This window comes from Ferruginibacter profundus (assembly GCF_054783275.1).
In genome coordinates this window covers 1,359,853-1,377,869 of sequence record NZ_BAAGQW010000001.1, presented here as the reverse complement: position 1 = coordinate 1,377,869, position 18,017 = coordinate 1,359,853, and the positions used below count along the sequence as shown (strand labels likewise).

The following is an 18,017-nucleotide window of genomic DNA, read 5'->3' as shown; positions in this document are numbered from 1 at the left end:
AATACCCAATGCATGGTATTGCATACGCCATTGGAGTTTTCTACATTTATCCCAAAATTAAATGTATGAAAATAAAACCCATCGCCAGGATTATACAGGTTGTGTTCTTCATGATCATACTGTCTTCTGTAAGTAATGCACAAAGCTGCGACCCGCTTAACAGTGCCCAGTTAAAAGAAAAATTAATTCAGTTAGGTAACACAGTTAAAGACCTTACCACAACCCCGGGTTCGGAAAAATATGAAGTGAAGTTCACCACGGCCACTTTTGATGTTCCGGTTGGTTTTGAGATAAGCCCCAGTACAAATTTTGTATGGCTTACTGTTTTCCTGGGAGCACCACGTGCAGATACTTCTGTAATGAACGCCGCATTGTTAAAACAAAATGGCGCCATTCAGCCCTGCCAGTTTTATATTACTGCAAAGGGCAACCTGATGATGGGGCTGGCTGTAGAAAACCGGGGCCTTACCAATGCCATATTAAAAAGGCATAGCGATAAGATTGTTGCGGATGTTTCATCAACAGCATCTTTCTGGCAGCAGAAATAATTATGCTATTACAAAGCGGTAGCCAATACCTTTAATGGTGATGATCTCCAGGGAAGGATCGTTGCGTAAATAGCCACGCAGCTTGGTGATGTACACATCCAGGTTGCGGGAGTTAAAGAAATTATCATTACCCCAGAGTAAATTTAAAATATCCCTGCGGTCGATGATGCGGTCTTTATTTTCGTATAATAATTTTAAGAGTTCACTTTCACGGAAAGATAATTTTTTTTCATCGCCATTATCTTTCAGTACCTGGCGGCCTAAGTGAAAAGTGTATTTACCTATCCTGATATCTTCTTTTTTTTCCGTTGCAATTCTTTCGCCATTGCGGTAGCGCAACGCATTTTCAATACGGATGATGAGTTCTTCCATACTGAAGGGTTTGCGGATATAATCATTGCCACCCAATTGAAAACCTTTCACCAGGTCCTGCGTTTGTGTTTTGGCAGTAAGAAATAAAATCGGCACGGCTTTATCAATATTTCTTATGGCTTCGGCAATTTCAAAACCGTCTTTATTGGGCAGCATTACATCAAGCACACAAACATCGGGTGTATTGCCTGTAAACAGCGGCAATACTTTTTCCCCATCTGTTTCCATCAGCACTTCATAGCCTCTGGTTTCAAGACTTTCCTTTACGATCTTGCCTAAAAACAATTCGTCTTCGGCATATAATATTTTAACGGGCATTTGCTTTAGGTAGTTGAATGGTGAAACTTGTGCCTTTACCTTCTTCGCTCTTAACATCAATAGTGCCATTGTGCTGTGCAACAATATGTGCTACATAGCTCAGGCCAAGGCCATAGCCTTTTACATTATGCTTGTCGCCGGATGGCACCCGGAAGAATTTGTCAAATATTTTATTGGTATAGGCTGCCGGTATACCGATGCCGTTATCAGAAATTTTTAAAATGATGTTAGTTGCGGATGCATCGATAGCAATGGTAACATGAGGATCAGCCTTGCTGTATTTTAATGCATTGTCTAACAGGTTATATACCACACTGGTGATATGCATTTTGTCGGCAGTTAAAGTAAAATCATCGCCGCTTTCTTGAATATCAATAACGGCACGATGTTTTTCAAATTGCAGGCGCATTGAGTTCACTACTTCATTTACCAATTGCTTGATGTCGAATATTTCCGCTGTCAGTTGCACTTCATGTTTTTCAAACATTGATAATTTTAACACCTTATCCACCAGTAAACCCAATCTTTGTAATTCGTTATTGGCAATACTTAAATACTCCTGTGTACGTTCAGGATTTTGCAAGGCATTAAAATGCTGCATCGCTTCAATAGCCACACCAACCGTGCTGATAGGCGTTTTTAATTCGTGGGTGATATTGCCAATGAATTCGTTTTTTATTGCAGTTAAACGGCGTTGCCTGTTTAAGTTCCGGTACAATAACAGCAATGTAAAAATAGTTACGCCTACTAAAAATAAGGAGAAGAGCAAAGGGGATAAGATCTTTTTAAACAGGTATGCAAAAGTATTGTGCAGCTGTAGTTTATAGGTTACCGGATGTGCAAAGCCTATTGTTACTTCATCCAGTTTTTCAATATTCTCCATCATCTCATCCTGTGGAATACTATCGTTACCTGCGTTTACAGCAACCGGGATAACAGAAAATGATTGCGGTAATTTTTCTTCCCGGAATGATTGTTGAACTGCTGTCATAATTTCACTCAACTTCACCGGCTCCTGCAGCGAATCGATACCGTATAATATCTGCACTATTTTTCCCTTGCTGTCTGTTGCAGATGCTGTAGTCTGAATTTTCTCACCATCGTTCCGGTATAACACAGTAGCGTTATTAACTGATAATACCATTTTAGTTTTTTTACCGGTATCTTTTTGCAGGCTGTCTGCCAGTTGCCGGCGCAGGGCATTGGCAACGCCCAGCACCTGTTCTTTAGATCTTTTTATCAGAACCGGGTTATCTTCCCCGTTTTCGGTAAGTACCACTTTTATAGCTGCATGGGTACTGCTGTCTTTGGGTACCGGGGGCAGGTGTAGCTTTTTTGCCTGCATCTCAAATATGGCCGTTCTGAAAATAATGCCTGCCTTACTGGTGAGTAATCTTTTTTCCCGGTCGTAATTATTTTTTACCCAATATACCTGGAAGCCAACGATGATCAGTATCGTGGCTATCATTAATAAAGGATCGGCAATAATTTTCTTTTTCATATATAACAACACAAATGTAAACCATATTGGTATTGGGTTTTACGGCATTAACCTTAATTAACGTTAATGCAAGGATGCTTAACCTGGAATACCGGCGCCGGAAAATAGATTTGTGTAAAATTATGACACCATGAAAAAAATTATTGCCCTTTTAGTGGCCGCTGTAATGGCACAGTATAGTAATGCCCAGGTAAACGAAGGCAAAGTTGCCTACGATGAGATCATTGATATGCACCGCCGCATACCCAAAGAAAATGAAGAGATGAAAGCTATGATACCACAGTACAGAACCAATAAATTTGAATTGAGTTTTGCCGATAATAAATCGCTGTACAAAGCGGCAGAAGAAGAACCTGACCTGAGCGAACAGCAGGGAGGTGGTATTGTAATGCGTTTTGCCGGTAATGATAATATCTTTTATAAAGACTTTACCACGCAGACCACTATAGAAAAGAAAAGCCTGATGGAAAAAGAATTTATAGTGGAAGATTCCATACGCAATATACCCTGGAAACTAGTGGATGGTGAAACTAAAACCATTGCCGGCCATGTATGTAAAAAGGCTACCGGCAAATCGCAAATGGGCCTTGATATGATTGCCTGGTATGCAGAAGATATCGCCTTATCATCGGGGCCTGCACAATTTGGAGGCTTGCCGGGTTTGATACTGGGTATGGATGTGAACCAGGGAGAGTTTGTGTATACCGCAACAACCATTGATAAGACAGTTAAAAAAACTGATCTTAAAGCGCCTGCAAAAGGAAAAAAAGTTACGCCGGCAGAATTTGCCAAAGCAAGAAAGGAATTGATGGGAGATGGGAACGGGCCGGTGAGGATTGTTACGAATTAGAAGTGCCTGTTGTTTGCATTCCTGTTGCGCCAATATTTTATTGGCGCATTTTTTTTATTGCAGCGCCTGGTAATCTTTAAGTACCATCTTAACACTTCTGTATTTTTTACCATCGTTCCATAAATCCATTCCATAGTAGAAAAGTACCTTTTTATTTTTCCGGTGTTCTATTTGTACATATTCCCTGGCATTAAATTGCCGCTTTAAAAAATAGCTACTGTCAGCCTGTACAAAATTTGCAGCTAATAATTTGTTTTTTACTATCGGGTAAATACGGAGGTCGTCTTTTGCTGTATCGTTAGTATAATATACTGCTACCATTGCGCCCAAACTATCTACAGTGCTATTTAATATCTCCTGTATGGATCGGGTAAAATTTGTGGTGATAAAATTATCTGTTGTGTCAATATCTAAACTATCAGGAATGCTGATCGCCTGCTGGTTTACAATTGTATCAGGAGTATCGACGACAGGTTTATGATGGTTGTTAGTATTGCAACTGCTAAAAAGGAATATGAGCAGTATATAAAGCGATTGTCTCATAGCTGTAGTGGTTTTACTCTTTGTTAAGTTGCATTACCAGTTCATAAACCTCCTTGCCTTCATCATTTAACGGAGGATCTGATATTGTATAACCTGGCTTTGAAAAACTAAGTTGCTCTTTTAAAAGTTTCTTATCCACAATGGCAATATAAAATCCATCGGCATTAGTGGTAGCTACAATTTTTGCACCCAGTTTAATATTTACTTCATTGACCGGAGTTTGGTTTTTTTCGATCACAAAACCGGTAATAACAATTTGGTTTTTTCCAATAGCTGTTGTCGGCATATTATAAAGTAAACCCGGTTGTGGCGTCACTTCTATAAGAGCTGTTAAGCCAATCTTTTTTCTCCGTTTGTTTACATGGCGAACGTCTTTTATCGGAAAAAAATAAGGGTTACCATTTGTGCTTACAGACTGCTGTGAACCATAGATCTGTAATTTGCCTTGTCGCATATTAACTCTATCCAGTAAGTAGGCGAATTGCGCCGGTTTTGCATGCCCTTTTTTAACGGCCTTTTTTAAGAGGTCAATATATTTTAACTGGTACTGAATATTTGCATGCTGCACAACAAGGAACAGTGTAAGGTTTGCAGTTTTAGAAATTTGTTTTTCGCTTAGCCAACCGTACTTATCTAATATTGACGCCACGACAGCAATATTTTCAACATCATTCTTAGTGATCAATCTCCATTGTTCGTTCGTCTGAATGGAATTATAGCCATACTGCTGCTGAATGGAATCCAGCTGGTATCTTGGTTCCTGATCTTTTTTATAAATTGTTTCCAATAGCCTGGTTAAACTATCAGATGCTGATCTGGATTGAGCGAATACCAGTATACACGTTGAGGTTAAAAGCAAGGTGAGGAATGTTCTCATAAGTTTGGTGGTAGCAGGCAAAGCTGATGTTATTTTTTCCTGTACTTATTGTCTTTCCATTTATTCGTTCCGGCTTCGCTGTCTTTAATAATTTCATGCAGTCTTTTTAACCGTGTGGTTTCCTGCTTTGCGCTCATTACCCAATGGGTGGAGATTTTTTTATACGACGCCGCCAGTGACTGAAAATAATGCCAGGCTTTTTTGTTGGCTTTAAATTGTTTTTCAAATGCGGTTGCAAATTTTACTGCTTCGCTTTCATGAGCATATATTTCAGACCTGCTTTCTTTTCTTTTGTCAAAACTTGCAAGCCCTGCCGGTTGCATTAATCCTTGCCTGGATAAGGTTTCAATCTTTTTAATATTAACCGTACTCCATATACTAGATGGTTTACGTTGCGTAAAGCGGATCTGGTAACTGTCTTTATCTATAGAAGTGCGAACGCCATCTATCCATCCAAAGCACAACGCCTCATCAACCGATTGAGACCAGCTCATGCAGGGGCGGCCACTACCCGTTTTATAAAAACCAACGATTAATTCGGTTTCTTTTTTATGATTTTTTTTTAGCCAGTTTCTGAAGTCGGATTGTTTTGCAAAAAACAAGGGCGCCATAGTTTATAATTTCAAATGTTGTGGCCGGTAAATTAAAAAAATACACCCCATCTATAAAATATTTTGTTCTGTTTTTTGTGGAGGCATTAATTGCCCGGTATACTCAATAGTAATGTACCCAGGCTTTAATGCACAAAAAATATTTCTTTTTTATGCATTAAAGGCCCGGTTTTTTAGCCGAACCTATCATGTTAACTTCTGTAAGCTCCAGGGATTTAACCATATTCTTAACGGTTTCTTTATACCTTTTAAAATGAGGCGTTTCTATGTGTAATTTGTATGCAGCAGTATCGGCATATATTTCCAATATGGTGATATTTGAAGGATTACTTTTTTCTGCAACAGCATAATATGTTAGTACCCCTGGTTCGAGCCGGATAGCAGTAGCCATTTGTTCTCTTAATGCTAAATTATACTTGTCTAATTGTAATGGGTCAACTTTAATTTTTGCCAGCCTCACCATTTGAGTTTTTGACTGTGCCATAACCTGTTTATTAAACGAAATTGTTAATAGAAATAAAAGAGCCAAAGCCACCAGTAATTTATTTTTAGTTAATGGCATGCCCTTGCCTGATTTTTGTTGTTTCATATTTTTCGTTTTGATGGTAGTGATTCATTAGTTCTTAGCTGCTTTTTTACCCGTTGCAATATGTTCAAAATCTTCTTTTTGGTATAATATTCCAACAGTACTACTATAATTGAGGTGTTATTTATACTGCTTATTTTCTGTGCTGGTTATTGCCCATTATCAATTCCTGTAACAAGAAGTATAAATTTTATAAATGCAATAACACCAAATAATATCCAGGACGGGATAAAAAACAGATACAACCTGATTTCTCTAAACCACAATAAGAAATTCCAACCCGGTAATAACAAAAGCATAGCTTTTGTGAATCCAACATCATTATTTAATCCCGGAATTATTGTCTGCGAAAGAAAAGACAATAGAACAGCAGGGATAAACATAAGGATAAAAAGGAAAAGGCCTCCTATAACCGGAATTTTTGTCGTCTCATTTATTCAGCCCACTTCAGTTCTAACGCCCAAAAACAATAATGCCATCTAAAGTTGCCTGTTTTTTTTGTTATTTAAATCAGTTAAATATTTTGATCCGGAACCATCCCAAAAGCAGTTGATGCATCTGTTGTGCTCAAAATGGTGATTGCAATTATCATAGCCATATATCAAGTGAGCGCATTCGGGGCACAGTTGATTCATTTTAGAAGCGTTTGCATAATATTCGCTTCCGCATTCATCGCACACGTTTACATCTCTGGTGATTATTTTTTCGTTCATTGAAAATCATTTTATAGCTATAAAGCAAATATATGTTGCATCGCCTGTTTAAAACCAGCCACACTTTATTTTGCCGGCATGCCACAACTTTTTCATACGTGTAACTTTGATGGAACAATCAGCATTGGTTCGTGGATTATATAAACTATAATATAGTTCTTTACCCCTGGTGGTGTAGGAAAGTATTAAAAAATTAATGTCCCGGTTCCTGATGTCAAAAATACCTTTGTTTTTTATGGTGTCGATAATAGCAGCCGAAGTATCAATAATAATGGGATATGCTCCGAATAATTTCAAACCACATCTCACTAATTTTTTATTAACATCAACAATTCTTATTCCTGAATCGGGAGGATATTGACTATATACAAAATGGGCTACTGTTTCTGAAGATGCAATAAAGCCCGAAAGCACCTGGCATTCAGAAGAAAAAATTTTGCTTTGTGCCATTGCCGAATGACCAGGCCGCAACAGAAGACTTACTGCTATTAATTGCCTGAGTATTTTTCTGCAATTTATGTCCATGAGTGTTGAGTTGATAAGGTTTGATCTATGCAAGTTTTAGCAATAACTATTTAATTAAATCAAAGCCGGAAAGAATGACTTTACAATATGAAAAGGAGGATATTTTCTGCTCTTAATCAGGAACTATTCTTGCCACTTGTACAAAGCGGTCGTATATCATTTGTAATTCATTATCTTTTAAATGAGAAGTCGCTTTAAGTGCCTTGATAAATCTTGTTAAGTCTTTCGGGTAGTTGGAAAAACCCGATTCTCCATATAATTTTTTCCCGGTTGCGTTTAATATCAGCCAATACGGAACTGCCGTAGTATCTCCTTTATATTGTGCCAATATACTATCACTTCCATGGTTCTCTAAAACCTTTTTAGCTCCCAGTTCATGATCATACAATTCAAGTAGTACATAATTCTTTTCAAAAAACTGCACATTATACACATCATAAAGTCCTCGTTTAAGGTAATTACACGGACCACACCAGGTAGCTGTAAAAAGTATAAAAACATTCTTATGTTCTTTTGTTGCTTTGGTTAACGCTGCCTGGAACAGTTCACTGGCAGGTTGCCCGTTCTGGCTGAATCCATTAGTGTAAAATAGAAGTACAACCACGATTAAAAAAATACTTTTCATAGCGTCAATTTGTTTTGAATTAAAATGGCTCGCCTGCTTTGATTGTTATATGCCAATGCAGTTTTTTATTATTTTATTGCTGTCAACACACGAAACACGCCATCCACCACCAGCCCCATATTTGGAATATTTAAATGCTGCAGTGTATCGCCTTTTTGGTGATAGCTGGTATTTCTATAAAAAGAAGTGTTGGTAACCATTAACGCACTATATCCAAATTTCCAATAGTTACGATGGTCTGACAGGTCGATACCACCAAAAAAAGAAGGGGCCCTGAATGATTTGGTTACAATGGAATTGTTTTCAAAAGCCAGTTCTTTAAATTGTTTGGCGAAACTGCCGGGTAATGATTTTTGCACAATGGTAATGTAATTACCCTTACTGCCGTAAAACCATTTTAAAAATCCCAGCGGATAATCCTGCGAACCTTCCGCGTCAGAAAAATAGCCTATCATCTCCAGGCTGATCATTCCTTTTACCGGTACATTTGCATCATGCAACGATTTGGCATGCACATAACTTCCCATTTGTTGTGTGCCGAAAAACGGGGGCTCTTCCAGAGCATATGCCACCAGGTCTACACGGTATTTCAGCTCATTATTTTTAAGCAGCCGGGCAAGTTCAAGCAAACCGGCGACACCACTGGCATTATCGTCTGCGCCATCCTGTTGACCGCAAACATCGTAGTGGGCACCTACAATAATTCTTTCTCCATCCTCGGGGCCAAAGGAAGCAATGATATTGCTATAGGATTGATCCCTTACGTCAAATTGCTGCGTTGTTATCCTGTCAGAAAATTTTAAAAATTCAAGCCTGATATAATTGGCAATGCTATCAAGCACATCAATATTTTTATAATTCCTGCTTTTCGGGGTATTGATAATCGCTTCTAAATTTCTCCTGATATTGCTGGTATCGGCAAGTCGGGGGAGATCTTTTGGTGCAGAAGATATGGGGTAGTTTTGAAAAATAAATATGCCGATCAGCAGTAGAATTATACCAAGAGTATACTTAATGATTTTTTTCAATCGGGTAGGGGGCTGTTTAATTAAAATATTTATTTTCTTAAAATCTTGTCCATTGTTTTACTTTTTGCCAATTCATCAACCAGCTTGTCTAGATAACGGATCTTTTGCATCAGTTTGTCTTCAATATCTTCCACACGGTAACCACAAATTACACCTGTGATTTTTGAAACATTTGGATTTAGTCTTGGGGCATCAGCAAAAAAGGTTTCAAAATCAGTTTTACTGTCGATATGCTTTTGTAATGTTTCTTTGTTATAACCGGTCAGCCAGAATATAATATCATCCAGTTCAGCTTTTGTACGGCCCTTTTTCTCCGCCTTTTTAATATAATGCGGATAAACACTTGCGAAAGAAGTTTTAAAGATCCTCGTATTATTCATTCCGCAGGTAATTTTATTGAGAGTAATAAGTAAGCCGCTATTCCTGTTTTATCAGTAACATTAATCTTTTGCAATTTTTTTTAGTTCCAGATCTCATTCATTGCAGTAAGTACAATTGGAGCCCCTTCTGTAACAACAATGGTATGTTCGTGCTGTGCCATAAAGCCTCCTTTGTTCCCCACCATTGTCCAGCCATCGTTAAGGGTTTCGGTATATGTTGATGTTGTGGATATAAAAGTTTCGATGGCCACAACAGAGTTTTTCTTAAACCTGGTGGTATTAAAACGGTCCCTGTAATTTGCTATTTCGCCGGGCTCTTCATGAAGGCTTTTTCCTATTCCGTGACCGGTAAGGTTTTTGATCACTTTATAACCACGTTTTTTGGCTTCTGTTTCAATCAGGTAGCCAATATCGGCAATGCGTACACCGCCTTTTATACTGTATACCGCTTTATGTAAAATTTGTTTGGACGCCTCAATAAGCTTTTGGTGTTGATGCAGGTCTTCACCAAGTACAAATGAAGCTCCGTTGTCTGACCAGAAGCCATCCAGTTCTGCAGAAACATCAATGTTGATTAAATCGCCTTCGGCGAGTATTTTTTTGTCTGATGGTATGCCATGACAAAATTCGTTGTTTACACTGATACAGGTATAGCCGGGAAAACCATAAGTTAAATAGGGGGCCGATTTAGCACCCATCTCTTCAAGGAGCCGCCCGCCATAGTTATCCAATTCCTTTGTTGTTATACCCGGTTGGGCAAATTTTCTCATTTCTTTTAACGTAAGCGCCACCGCTTCACTTGCTTTTTTCATTCCGGCTAATTCAGACTCTTTGGTAATTGACATGTTTCTTTTTTTGTTGAGTAAAGTATTTGTTGTTTGCTATTGTTCGTTGGGTTACCTCATCCATGCTCTTCGGTAGTAATAGTTTCGTAATAAATAATACATAGCTATTAAAAGAACAAAAAAGATAAACAGTATCATAACGTGATTGACAATAGTGAATTTACAACTATTCAGCATCTTCCAGTAATATGGTCTGTCATCATCGTTTTTTATATCTCCTTCAAAATAAGTATCATCATCATGTATAGCTCTAAAAATCAGGCATTGATTAACGAAGGAAAGTTTCGATTCGTCACTTATTAATTTTGTACTTTTTGTATTTGGATCACCACCATATTGTGTTGTATGATTTTGTGTAATTGACCATTTACCAAAAAAGTGTAAAGAAAATATGAAGAATAGAAATGCTGTATAAATCATCCAGATTAAAATCTTCAATTTTCGTATTGCCTTTACTTGTTTTTGAATAATCTCGTTAACTGCAAGGTCCTGGTAATGCATGATATGAATGTTCGGTGCTTGTACCGCTGCTATAAACTTGTTTAGATGAAGTTAAGCGGTTAAGCGCAAAAAATAAAGGCCAGCCGGAACAAGCCACTTTTTATTACATGTAAAATGATGAGGTTTTATGCATATCATCGTAATTAACTTTATGGCGCTATTGACAACATTCTTTAAACCAATGATGGTCTATGCCATAAAGCCGATAACCTTTTTTCGTCTCTATGAAATTAAAGACAATTTCCGGAGGATTGTTATTCTTGGTACTTCGTGTTACCAGCATTTGTCTGAACCGATATTGATTGCCAATTTTCAAGATTTCTTTTTTCGCTGTAGAAGTGAAAAGGTTAGCAAATTCAACCTCTGCCGATGTGTATTCAAGTTTTGTTCTATCACTAATTCTTTTCCGAACCTCATCGTCAATCACCTCGTTGAAGCATTTATAAATGAAGTTGTCAGAAGAACGCAGTTTGTCGCAAATCAATAAGGTATCTAAGGCAATAATTTTGAAGGTCGTTAGCTCTGGCTCATTTACTGATGCTGTAAATGTCTTCCAAAATGCCAGGAATTTTAAATCGTCTGCAGTTGGCGGAGTTTTGGATGGTTCTGGTTGAAATGATTCTACCATAAATTCTTCCTGCTCTGGAGTGGCTTTGAATAATTCTCTTGATGTAAGAATGCCAGTTTTTTTTAAGGTAAATAGTTCGTCAACATAATTGCCGTATACAGCAATGGTGCTATCGCCAATTATTTTAAAATAGGGTTTGGGATACTTATCGTTTTTCGGATAAGTGACCCTTTTAGCAAAGTCAATTTTTACAGGTTTTATTTTTGTGCGCTTATTGTATGGATGTTCATAGTCATCTTTTGCATATGCACCCGCCCAGCGTCCGCCTTTAGTTTTGTAAACATCGTTGTATATATACTTTTGATGATAGTACATTCCGCTGTCCGCTGAAACATACAGAAGTACATTTTTAAACTTTGAAAAAGGAGGTAACCCATAATGGTCGTATGTGACAAATTCAATAGTGTCTTCCGGAAAGTAGCCATACACTTTTTTAAGAATTGCGTATTTTGCTTTGAAGCCATTGTCCATAGAGCCTTGCTGATAAGGTAGCGGTTCAATTGATATTTTTTCTCCTACAAAAACAAATAGTTTGTTACTGTCGTTTACGCCATAATTCTTTACAAAGCTTCGGGGCGTGTTAACTAATACTTTGTTGCGGTTACTTATGACAGTATCTTTTTTGGGATTGTTAGTTTTGTCGCCTGACTGACTACCGCAACCTAAAAGTAGTGTCACGGTAATAGCTGGCATGAATTGGAAAAAGAGCGTCATAATGTTACAGCTCAATTGTGTGTTTGTTATTAGGTGCTATAAGGCAAATAAAGTTGTATTGAGAATCAACGCTTTGATGTTATACATTTTGAATTTATCGCTGTGCCAATCACAGCTACCATTTTTCTTACTGAATTTTAAAACGGTTCAAAAACGGCTTCGCCATCCTCAGTCACAAATACCAAGGCGTCATTTCTATTCGTAAATTAAGAATTTATTTAATGAGGGAATAAAATAATTTGGTTATGGCACAAATAAAAAAGGCGCTGCGCTGTCGCACATCACCTTTTGTTTATCATGGTATACCTTTTTAGTTGATGCGCACATTGATCTGCGGTCCGCTGTTGCCCGCCTTACGAAGGTTGTAGGTAAAGCTGGCCATATAAAAACGGTTGAGCACTTTGTAGCTGGCATCTTCAATATAATTTAAGTTGGCATTGCGGCTGATGCCGATGTTCTGGTTCAGCAGGTCAAACACACTTAACTTCAGCGTGCCCCGGTTAAATTTAAATAAGCCCTTGGTAATGGCAGCATTCCACAAAGTCACGTTTTTATTATAGCCCTGGCTGCGGCCACTGTTTACGCTGTAGGAAAATTCGTTGTTGATGGAAATATCCCAGGGCAGGTTAATATTGGCATCAGCTTCATAAGTGTTGCGCCAGTAATTATCATTAAATGCAGGCTGCAGGCTGTATTTAATTTTGTTGTAACCAAATCTGGCGCTGGTGCTGATGTCGAATTTTTCTTTGTAATTATAAGTGATGCCCAACCTTGGTGTAAAAGCAATATTGGTAATGCGGTTTTTTATAGTATTTAAAAAATTATAATTGTTGTATACAATGCTGTTGGCACCAATATTAAAACGGGTATTCAACTTTTTTACTTTAAAGCCGGCTTCAATGCCGGTAAACAAATTATACACGCCGTTCACATTATTGTAGGTGGTAGTACGAGTGCCAAACTGGTCCAGCACATCTGCATTTACGATAGCATGTTGCGATGTATTAAAATTAGCGTACGCAAAAAAGTTACGTTGTGCCAAGGGGCTGGCTGTAAAATAATTCAGGTTGATGTCATGCTGGTATTGCTGCTTTAAATTGGGATTCCCTTCTTTGATATTCAACGGGTCGCTTACATCTTTAACCGGCTGTAATTGAGCAGTAGTGGGTTGTTGTGTAGAGGTGGTGTACCGCACACTCAGGCTTCTGGTTTTAGTAAAATTATAATTGAAATTGGCGGCAGGCAAAAGATTGGTAAAATGCTGGCGTATACTACTATTGTCTTTTAAGCGGCTTAACAACGAAGCGTATTGAACGGCGGCACCAACGCCCATTGTAATTTTATTTTTCTGCGACCGCAGGTTTACACCACCGCCGGTATAAGTGTAGTCGCTTTTAAAAGTATTGCTCAATGCATCATTCATCACATCATGCTTGCCGTTCCGGCTGTTGAGGTCGTATGTTTTTTTGTCTAATTCCCCATTACTTTTATTATAAAAACTATTCATTTCCAAAAGTGTCCTTTTACTAAGTGGTTCGGTATAACTAAGGTTAATGCCGAAACTGCCTGCGGTGGAATGTAACTTATTCACCTGGTCCAAAGTGTCTTTATTATCCAGTGTACCATTGTTGTAAAAACTATTGATAGATTGTAATGTGCCGTTGCTTTTAGTATCGTTATATGCCGTGCTGATATTGGAGGAAAAAGTTCTGCCTTTCTTTTTAAATTTATGGCGCAACAAAAGATTACTGCTGTAATTAAAACCTGTTGCATCTGTAGTGGCATTGGTAAAGCCATTGTTCAGTAATTTATCACCTGCTAACAACGATTGATAAACGCCATTGCTGCGGTATTGATTATGCTGCGTGGTAAACTGCGGCGTAAATTTTATCGAATTAAAAGAATCCGGTTGCGAATCGATAGTAAAATTCATGCGGTTACTTTCACTTTTTTTATTGGTGCTGCTGTTTTCGTTATACACAAAGGGATTAACAGGAGAGAGGTTTTGCCTGGTGGTGCTTTTGTCATTCGCCAGGTTGATATTGTTATAAAAATAACTGCCGTTCAGTTCAGTTTTCTTTTTCCAGGTAGTATTAAAATTGATGCCGCCTGCCATGGTTTGGGCAATGCCTTCGCTGTTGTTCATGCCTTGAACGGGTAAACCAAAATCGGCCGGGCCATTATTGTTAATCACAATTCTGCCACCACCGCCACGCATCATTTTCTGTGCTTCGCCGGTAAAATTTAAAATATCACTAAAAGTAAAACCCTGGCGGTTGGTATTGTTAGCCATTCCAATACCAGAGAGCTGCTGCTCACCATTAAAGCGATTGATATTAAATTGTCCGTCGTACCGGTCCTTTGTTCCGATGCCTGCAGTAACTTTTCCAAAATTCATTTTCTTCCGGTCTTTTTTTAATTTCAGGTTAATGGCTTTTTCGCTGTTGCCATCATCAATACCGCTAAAAGTGGCCTGGTCGCTTTTTTTATCAAATACCTGTACTTTATCAATTGCATCGGCATCTAAATTCCTGGTGGCAATTTTAGGATCGTTGCCAAAAAACTCTTTGCCATTTACATACACACGGCTTATCTTTTGGCCATTCACTCTTATGGTGCCGTCTTTATCCACTTCCACCCCGGGCATTTTTTTCAGCATGTCTTCCACCACGGCATTGGGTTTTGTTTTAAATGCTTCGGCATTAAATTCCAGGGTATCGCCATTTACCTGTACGGGTGGCCGTTGGTTTTGCACGGTCACTTCATCCAGCAGGCTTTTATCTTTCATTGCAATATTACCCAGGTCAATTTCTTTTTCAGTAGTAATCTCAAAAGTCTTCCATAACGGATGAAAGCCCGCCATGGATGCTGATAAACGATATTGCCCCGGTGGCAGGTTGGTTAATGTAAAGCTCCCTTGTGCGTCAGTCCTTGTAAATCCTGCAAGGGAAGAATCACTGATCTTTACTACAGACACTGTGGCATTTTCTATTGTTTGTTTTTGCAGTGTGTCGGTCAGTCGTCCTTTCACTATATTTTTTTGTGCAAAGACTGTTGTAACAAACACAACCAGCATTGCGGATAATAAAATTCTTTTCATACCTGTTGTTTTTCAGGAGCCAAAACTATCGGGTACTGTAAACAAATGCGGTTAACCAACTTTGCATTAATGTTAATTAAGGTTAATGGTAGTGACTGCTTTACAATCGTATTCCTTATTGCTGCAACAGCAATAAGGAAAGCGATATTCACAGTATAAGACACAGTAGACTGATTCCATATTCCGGAAAAAGGATAATATTTTCCGGAATATGGAAAACGCTTGTTGCGCAGGAAAATCTAAATTGTTTGCAATCAGCACTTTACTATACATTTTTGTTTTGGCACAGAACTGGACAATAGGGAGCCAATAAAGAATTGGTTTACGTCATTTATAAAATCTGTCAGGATGAAACAAAAATTTACATTATTACTTTCCATTTTATTCACTGCTACCAGCGCCGTTACTTTCGGGCAAACCGTGCTTAAAATGGGCACCGGCGGTGGTCCAGCAGGCAATGGCCCTGTAACAACTTCGCAAACGGTTACCCTGTACCAGGGTGGTACCACCAGTATTTCACCGGCAACAACGGTAACCTATTCATTGTCTAACCAGCAATACGCACCGGGTGCTGTTGAAGGATTATCCAATAATCACGGAATGAGTTTTGGAGGTAATCTTACCGCAGCTGCAAATAGCCCGATAGGTGCATCAGCCTTATACTCTTTAATGAACGGTATCGGTAACCCGACTAACAATATGTTTACATCCTGCAGCACTGCAACTGCGGGTACAGGAATGAATGTGGCTACAGACCGCAGTATCAGCCTGTTCAATTGTACAGATGCATTGATCAATGCTGCAACAGTAAATCAGAAAGCCTTAAATGCAAGAGTATATTACGGCGATCTTACCATCACTTTTAATACACCGGTTGCTAATCCCGTGTTGCAGATCGTTGGCCTGGGTGGCACGGTAAATTTTACAAAGTCAGGAAAAAACTATGATATGGGTTTTACTACTGAATTTGACCTGGTCAGCAGTAATGTAAGCCTGAGCAAGTTATCCGGCAACACACAATTGAGTGTTACCTCCACACAAATAAATAATGCCGCCACCTGGCTCGGGTCCAGCTCTGCAGGTTCGGCATTGAATGGTGTTAACAGGTATGCGGCTAGCGGTAGTGTGCTGGCTTCAGGAACCAATATCACTTCCATCACTCTAAAAGTGTATGTAAGAGGAGACGGGGGAAGGGTAAGTAATGGTTCTGCGGTAGTAAGTCCATCCGAAGGCGTTTACCCGGTATGGTCAGTTGGTGCTACAAATCCATTCGGGTTATCTTCACCTAATGTGTCAGGCGACATGATGCTTTTTGGGGTATCGCTGCAGAAACCCGTGGCACTCAGTGGCAATGTTTTTAACGATGCCAATGGCGGTAATGTAAATAACAGTACCGGTAGTACGAATATAGTGCCTGCCGGAATGTATGCTAACCTGGCTGATGCCGCAGGCAAAATTGTTGCCACTGCAGCAGTGAATACCAACGGCACTTACAGTTTTGCCAATGTATTTACAGGCAGCTATACGGTAAACATCAGCACAACTTCTGGTGTACAGGGTGCAGCTGCCCCGGCAGTAAGTTTGCCTGCAGGTTGGGTAAATACAGGCGAATTTAACGGTACGCCCAATACGGGTACCGATGCCAGTGTAAATGGCACCAGCGCTGTTTTTACAGTCGCAGCAACAGATATCACCAATATTAATTTTGGTATTGAAAGATTACCCGAAAGCGTTGATCAGTCTTATGTAATTGTTCCAACACCGGTGGGAACATTTGTTACCCTTAATGGTACAGGCACACCGGGTAGCCCCGGCCCGTTAAAAGGAAGTGATCCCGAAGATTATGCCGCAGGTGGTTCTTTAAGTGGTAAAACTGCTGCAATTACACAGCTACCTGTTAATACACAACTTTGGTACAATAATGCACAGATAAAATTTGGGGCAGATGGTGTTACAGCTCCATCGGTGAACAATCCTTTTAAAATCATCAACTACGATCCTGCATTGCTGAAGATAAAAATTCTTACTGCAATGGCGGCTGGTAGTTCTACCTCATTTAAATATGCTTATATAGATGCAGCAGGTAAGATGGATGCAAGCCCCGCAACCTACGTAGTTGGCTGGGCGGTAATCTTGCCCGTGGATAATATCAGCTTAACAACAGTATTGAATGACCATACAGTTGTATTAAACTGGTTTACATTCAACGAAAGCAATACCGCTTATTTTGAAGTGGAACGCAGTTTTAATAATAGTAATTTTATAAAGACCGGTATTACTGTTACAGCCGCAGGCAATGCTGCACTGCAAACTAATTATAATGGCAAAGATGACATCAGCAACCTGCAATACAACGGTACTTTATACTACAGGGTAAAATTGTATGATAACAACGGCAGTTTTAAATACAGCAATACCACAGCCGTTGCTGCAAAAAGCGCTGAAGTAAAAGTATGGCCCAACCCGTTTGTTGAAAAAATACAGGTAACCGTAACCGTTAAAAATGCAGGGCAGGCAGTTATGAGGCTGAGTGATATATCAGGGCGTACAATTAAGATGCAGCAACAGCAATTAATTGCAGGCACCAATCAAATAAGTATTGCCGGCCTTGGCGAATTACCCAAAGGAATGTATATACTTGAAGTGATAAACCCGGCTGATAACAGCAGGAAAAACTATACCATTGCAAAATAATTAAGGAAAACCAGCACTACGGCAGCCTCTCAGCAGGCTGCTTTTTTATTTTAACGGC

General features: G+C 39.0%; 16 protein-coding genes. 3 read left to right on the top strand and 13 right to left on the bottom strand.

Annotation, left to right across the window (positions count from 1 at the left end; all coding sequences use genetic code 11):
• The first annotated feature begins 65 nt into the window (after window positions 1–65).
• On the top strand, window positions 66–548 hold the full coding sequence (locus ACYVM0_RS05820) for a hypothetical protein (protein WP_460553873.1): 483 nt from the start codon (window positions 66–68) through the stop codon (window positions 546–548).
• Here ACYVM0_RS05820 and ACYVM0_RS05815 read toward each other — a convergent pair whose 3' ends face one another.
• Window positions 549–1,238, bottom strand: coding sequence for a response regulator transcription factor (locus tag ACYVM0_RS05815; RefSeq protein ID WP_460553871.1), 690 nt, complete (start codon window positions 1,236–1,238; stop codon window positions 549–551). It abuts the gene before it with no gap.
• Window positions 1,228–2,739 (bottom strand): sensor histidine kinase, encoded by a 1,512-nt coding sequence (locus ACYVM0_RS05810; RefSeq protein WP_460553868.1) that lies wholly within the window; start codon window positions 2,737–2,739, stop codon window positions 1,228–1,230. The genes ACYVM0_RS05815 and ACYVM0_RS05810 overlap by 11 nt, the downstream gene beginning before the upstream one ends.
• A 130-nt stretch (window positions 2,740–2,869) precedes the next feature.
• Here ACYVM0_RS05810 and ACYVM0_RS05805 point away from each other — a divergent pair, with 130 nt between their 5' ends.
• Window positions 2,870–3,589, top strand: a complete 720-nt coding sequence (locus tag ACYVM0_RS05805) for a GLPGLI family protein (RefSeq protein ID WP_460553865.1) — start codon at window positions 2,870–2,872, stop codon at window positions 3,587–3,589.
• Between the two features lie 54 nt (window positions 3,590–3,643).
• Here ACYVM0_RS05805 and ACYVM0_RS05800 read toward each other — a convergent pair whose 3' ends face one another.
• From ACYVM0_RS05800 to ACYVM0_RS05750, 11 genes are all read right to left on the bottom strand, one after another.
• Window positions 3,644–4,132 (bottom strand): hypothetical protein, encoded by a 489-nt coding sequence (locus tag ACYVM0_RS05800; RefSeq protein WP_460553863.1) that lies wholly within the window; start codon window positions 4,130–4,132, stop codon window positions 3,644–3,646.
• A gap of 13 nt (window positions 4,133–4,145) precedes the next feature.
• On the bottom strand, window positions 4,146–4,817 hold the full coding sequence (locus ACYVM0_RS05795; RefSeq protein ID WP_460553861.1) for a DUF6624 domain-containing protein: 672 nt from the start codon (window positions 4,815–4,817) through the stop codon (window positions 4,146–4,148).
• Between the two features lie 221 nt (window positions 4,818–5,038).
• A complete protein-coding gene (locus ACYVM0_RS05790; protein ID WP_460553858.1) occupies window positions 5,039–5,620 on the bottom strand; it encodes a YdeI/OmpD-associated family protein in 582 nt (193 codons plus the stop codon).
• Between the two features lie 157 nt (window positions 5,621–5,777).
• Window positions 5,778–6,209, bottom strand: coding sequence for a putative quinol monooxygenase (locus ACYVM0_RS05785; RefSeq protein WP_460553855.1), 432 nt, complete (start codon window positions 6,207–6,209; stop codon window positions 5,778–5,780).
• Between the two features lie 758 nt (window positions 6,210–6,967).
• The gene (locus ACYVM0_RS05780; RefSeq protein ID WP_460553852.1) at window positions 6,968–7,444 is read right to left on the bottom strand and encodes a hypothetical protein; all 477 of its coding nucleotides are present in this window, start codon (window positions 7,442–7,444) and stop codon (window positions 6,968–6,970) included.
• 112 nt (window positions 7,445–7,556) lie between these two features.
• The gene (locus ACYVM0_RS05775; protein WP_460553849.1) at window positions 7,557–8,069 is read right to left on the bottom strand and encodes a thioredoxin family protein; all 513 of its coding nucleotides are present in this window, start codon (window positions 8,067–8,069) and stop codon (window positions 7,557–7,559) included.
• A gap of 68 nt (window positions 8,070–8,137) precedes the next feature.
• Complete coding sequence (locus ACYVM0_RS05770) at window positions 8,138–9,097, bottom strand: zinc-binding metallopeptidase family protein (protein WP_460553846.1); 960 nt, start codon at window positions 9,095–9,097, stop codon at window positions 8,138–8,140.
• A gap of 29 nt (window positions 9,098–9,126) precedes the next feature.
• A complete protein-coding gene (locus tag ACYVM0_RS05765) occupies window positions 9,127–9,477 on the bottom strand; it encodes a DUF2200 domain-containing protein (RefSeq protein ID WP_460553843.1) in 351 nt (116 codons plus the stop codon).
• Between the two features lie 80 nt (window positions 9,478–9,557).
• A complete protein-coding gene (gene map, locus ACYVM0_RS05760) occupies window positions 9,558–10,322 on the bottom strand; it encodes a type I methionyl aminopeptidase (protein ID WP_460553840.1) in 765 nt (254 codons plus the stop codon).
• Window positions 10,323–10,980: 658 nt separating this feature from the next.
• Window positions 10,981–12,165, bottom strand: coding sequence for a hypothetical protein (locus ACYVM0_RS05755; RefSeq protein ID WP_460553837.1), 1,185 nt, complete (start codon window positions 12,163–12,165; stop codon window positions 10,981–10,983).
• 310 nt (window positions 12,166–12,475) lie between these two features.
• Entirely contained in the window at window positions 12,476–15,265 is a 2,790-nt protein-coding gene (locus ACYVM0_RS05750) for a TonB-dependent receptor (protein ID WP_460553834.1), read from the bottom strand.
• 348 nt (window positions 15,266–15,613) lie between these two features.
• Between ACYVM0_RS05750 and ACYVM0_RS05745 the strand changes: the two genes are divergently transcribed.
• Window positions 15,614–17,959 carry a T9SS type A sorting domain-containing protein gene (locus ACYVM0_RS05745; RefSeq protein WP_460553831.1) on the top strand — a complete coding sequence of 782 codons (2,346 nt, stop codon included), beginning with the start codon at window positions 15,614–15,616 and terminating at the stop codon, window positions 17,957–17,959.
• Window positions 17,960–18,017 lie beyond the last annotated feature (58 nt).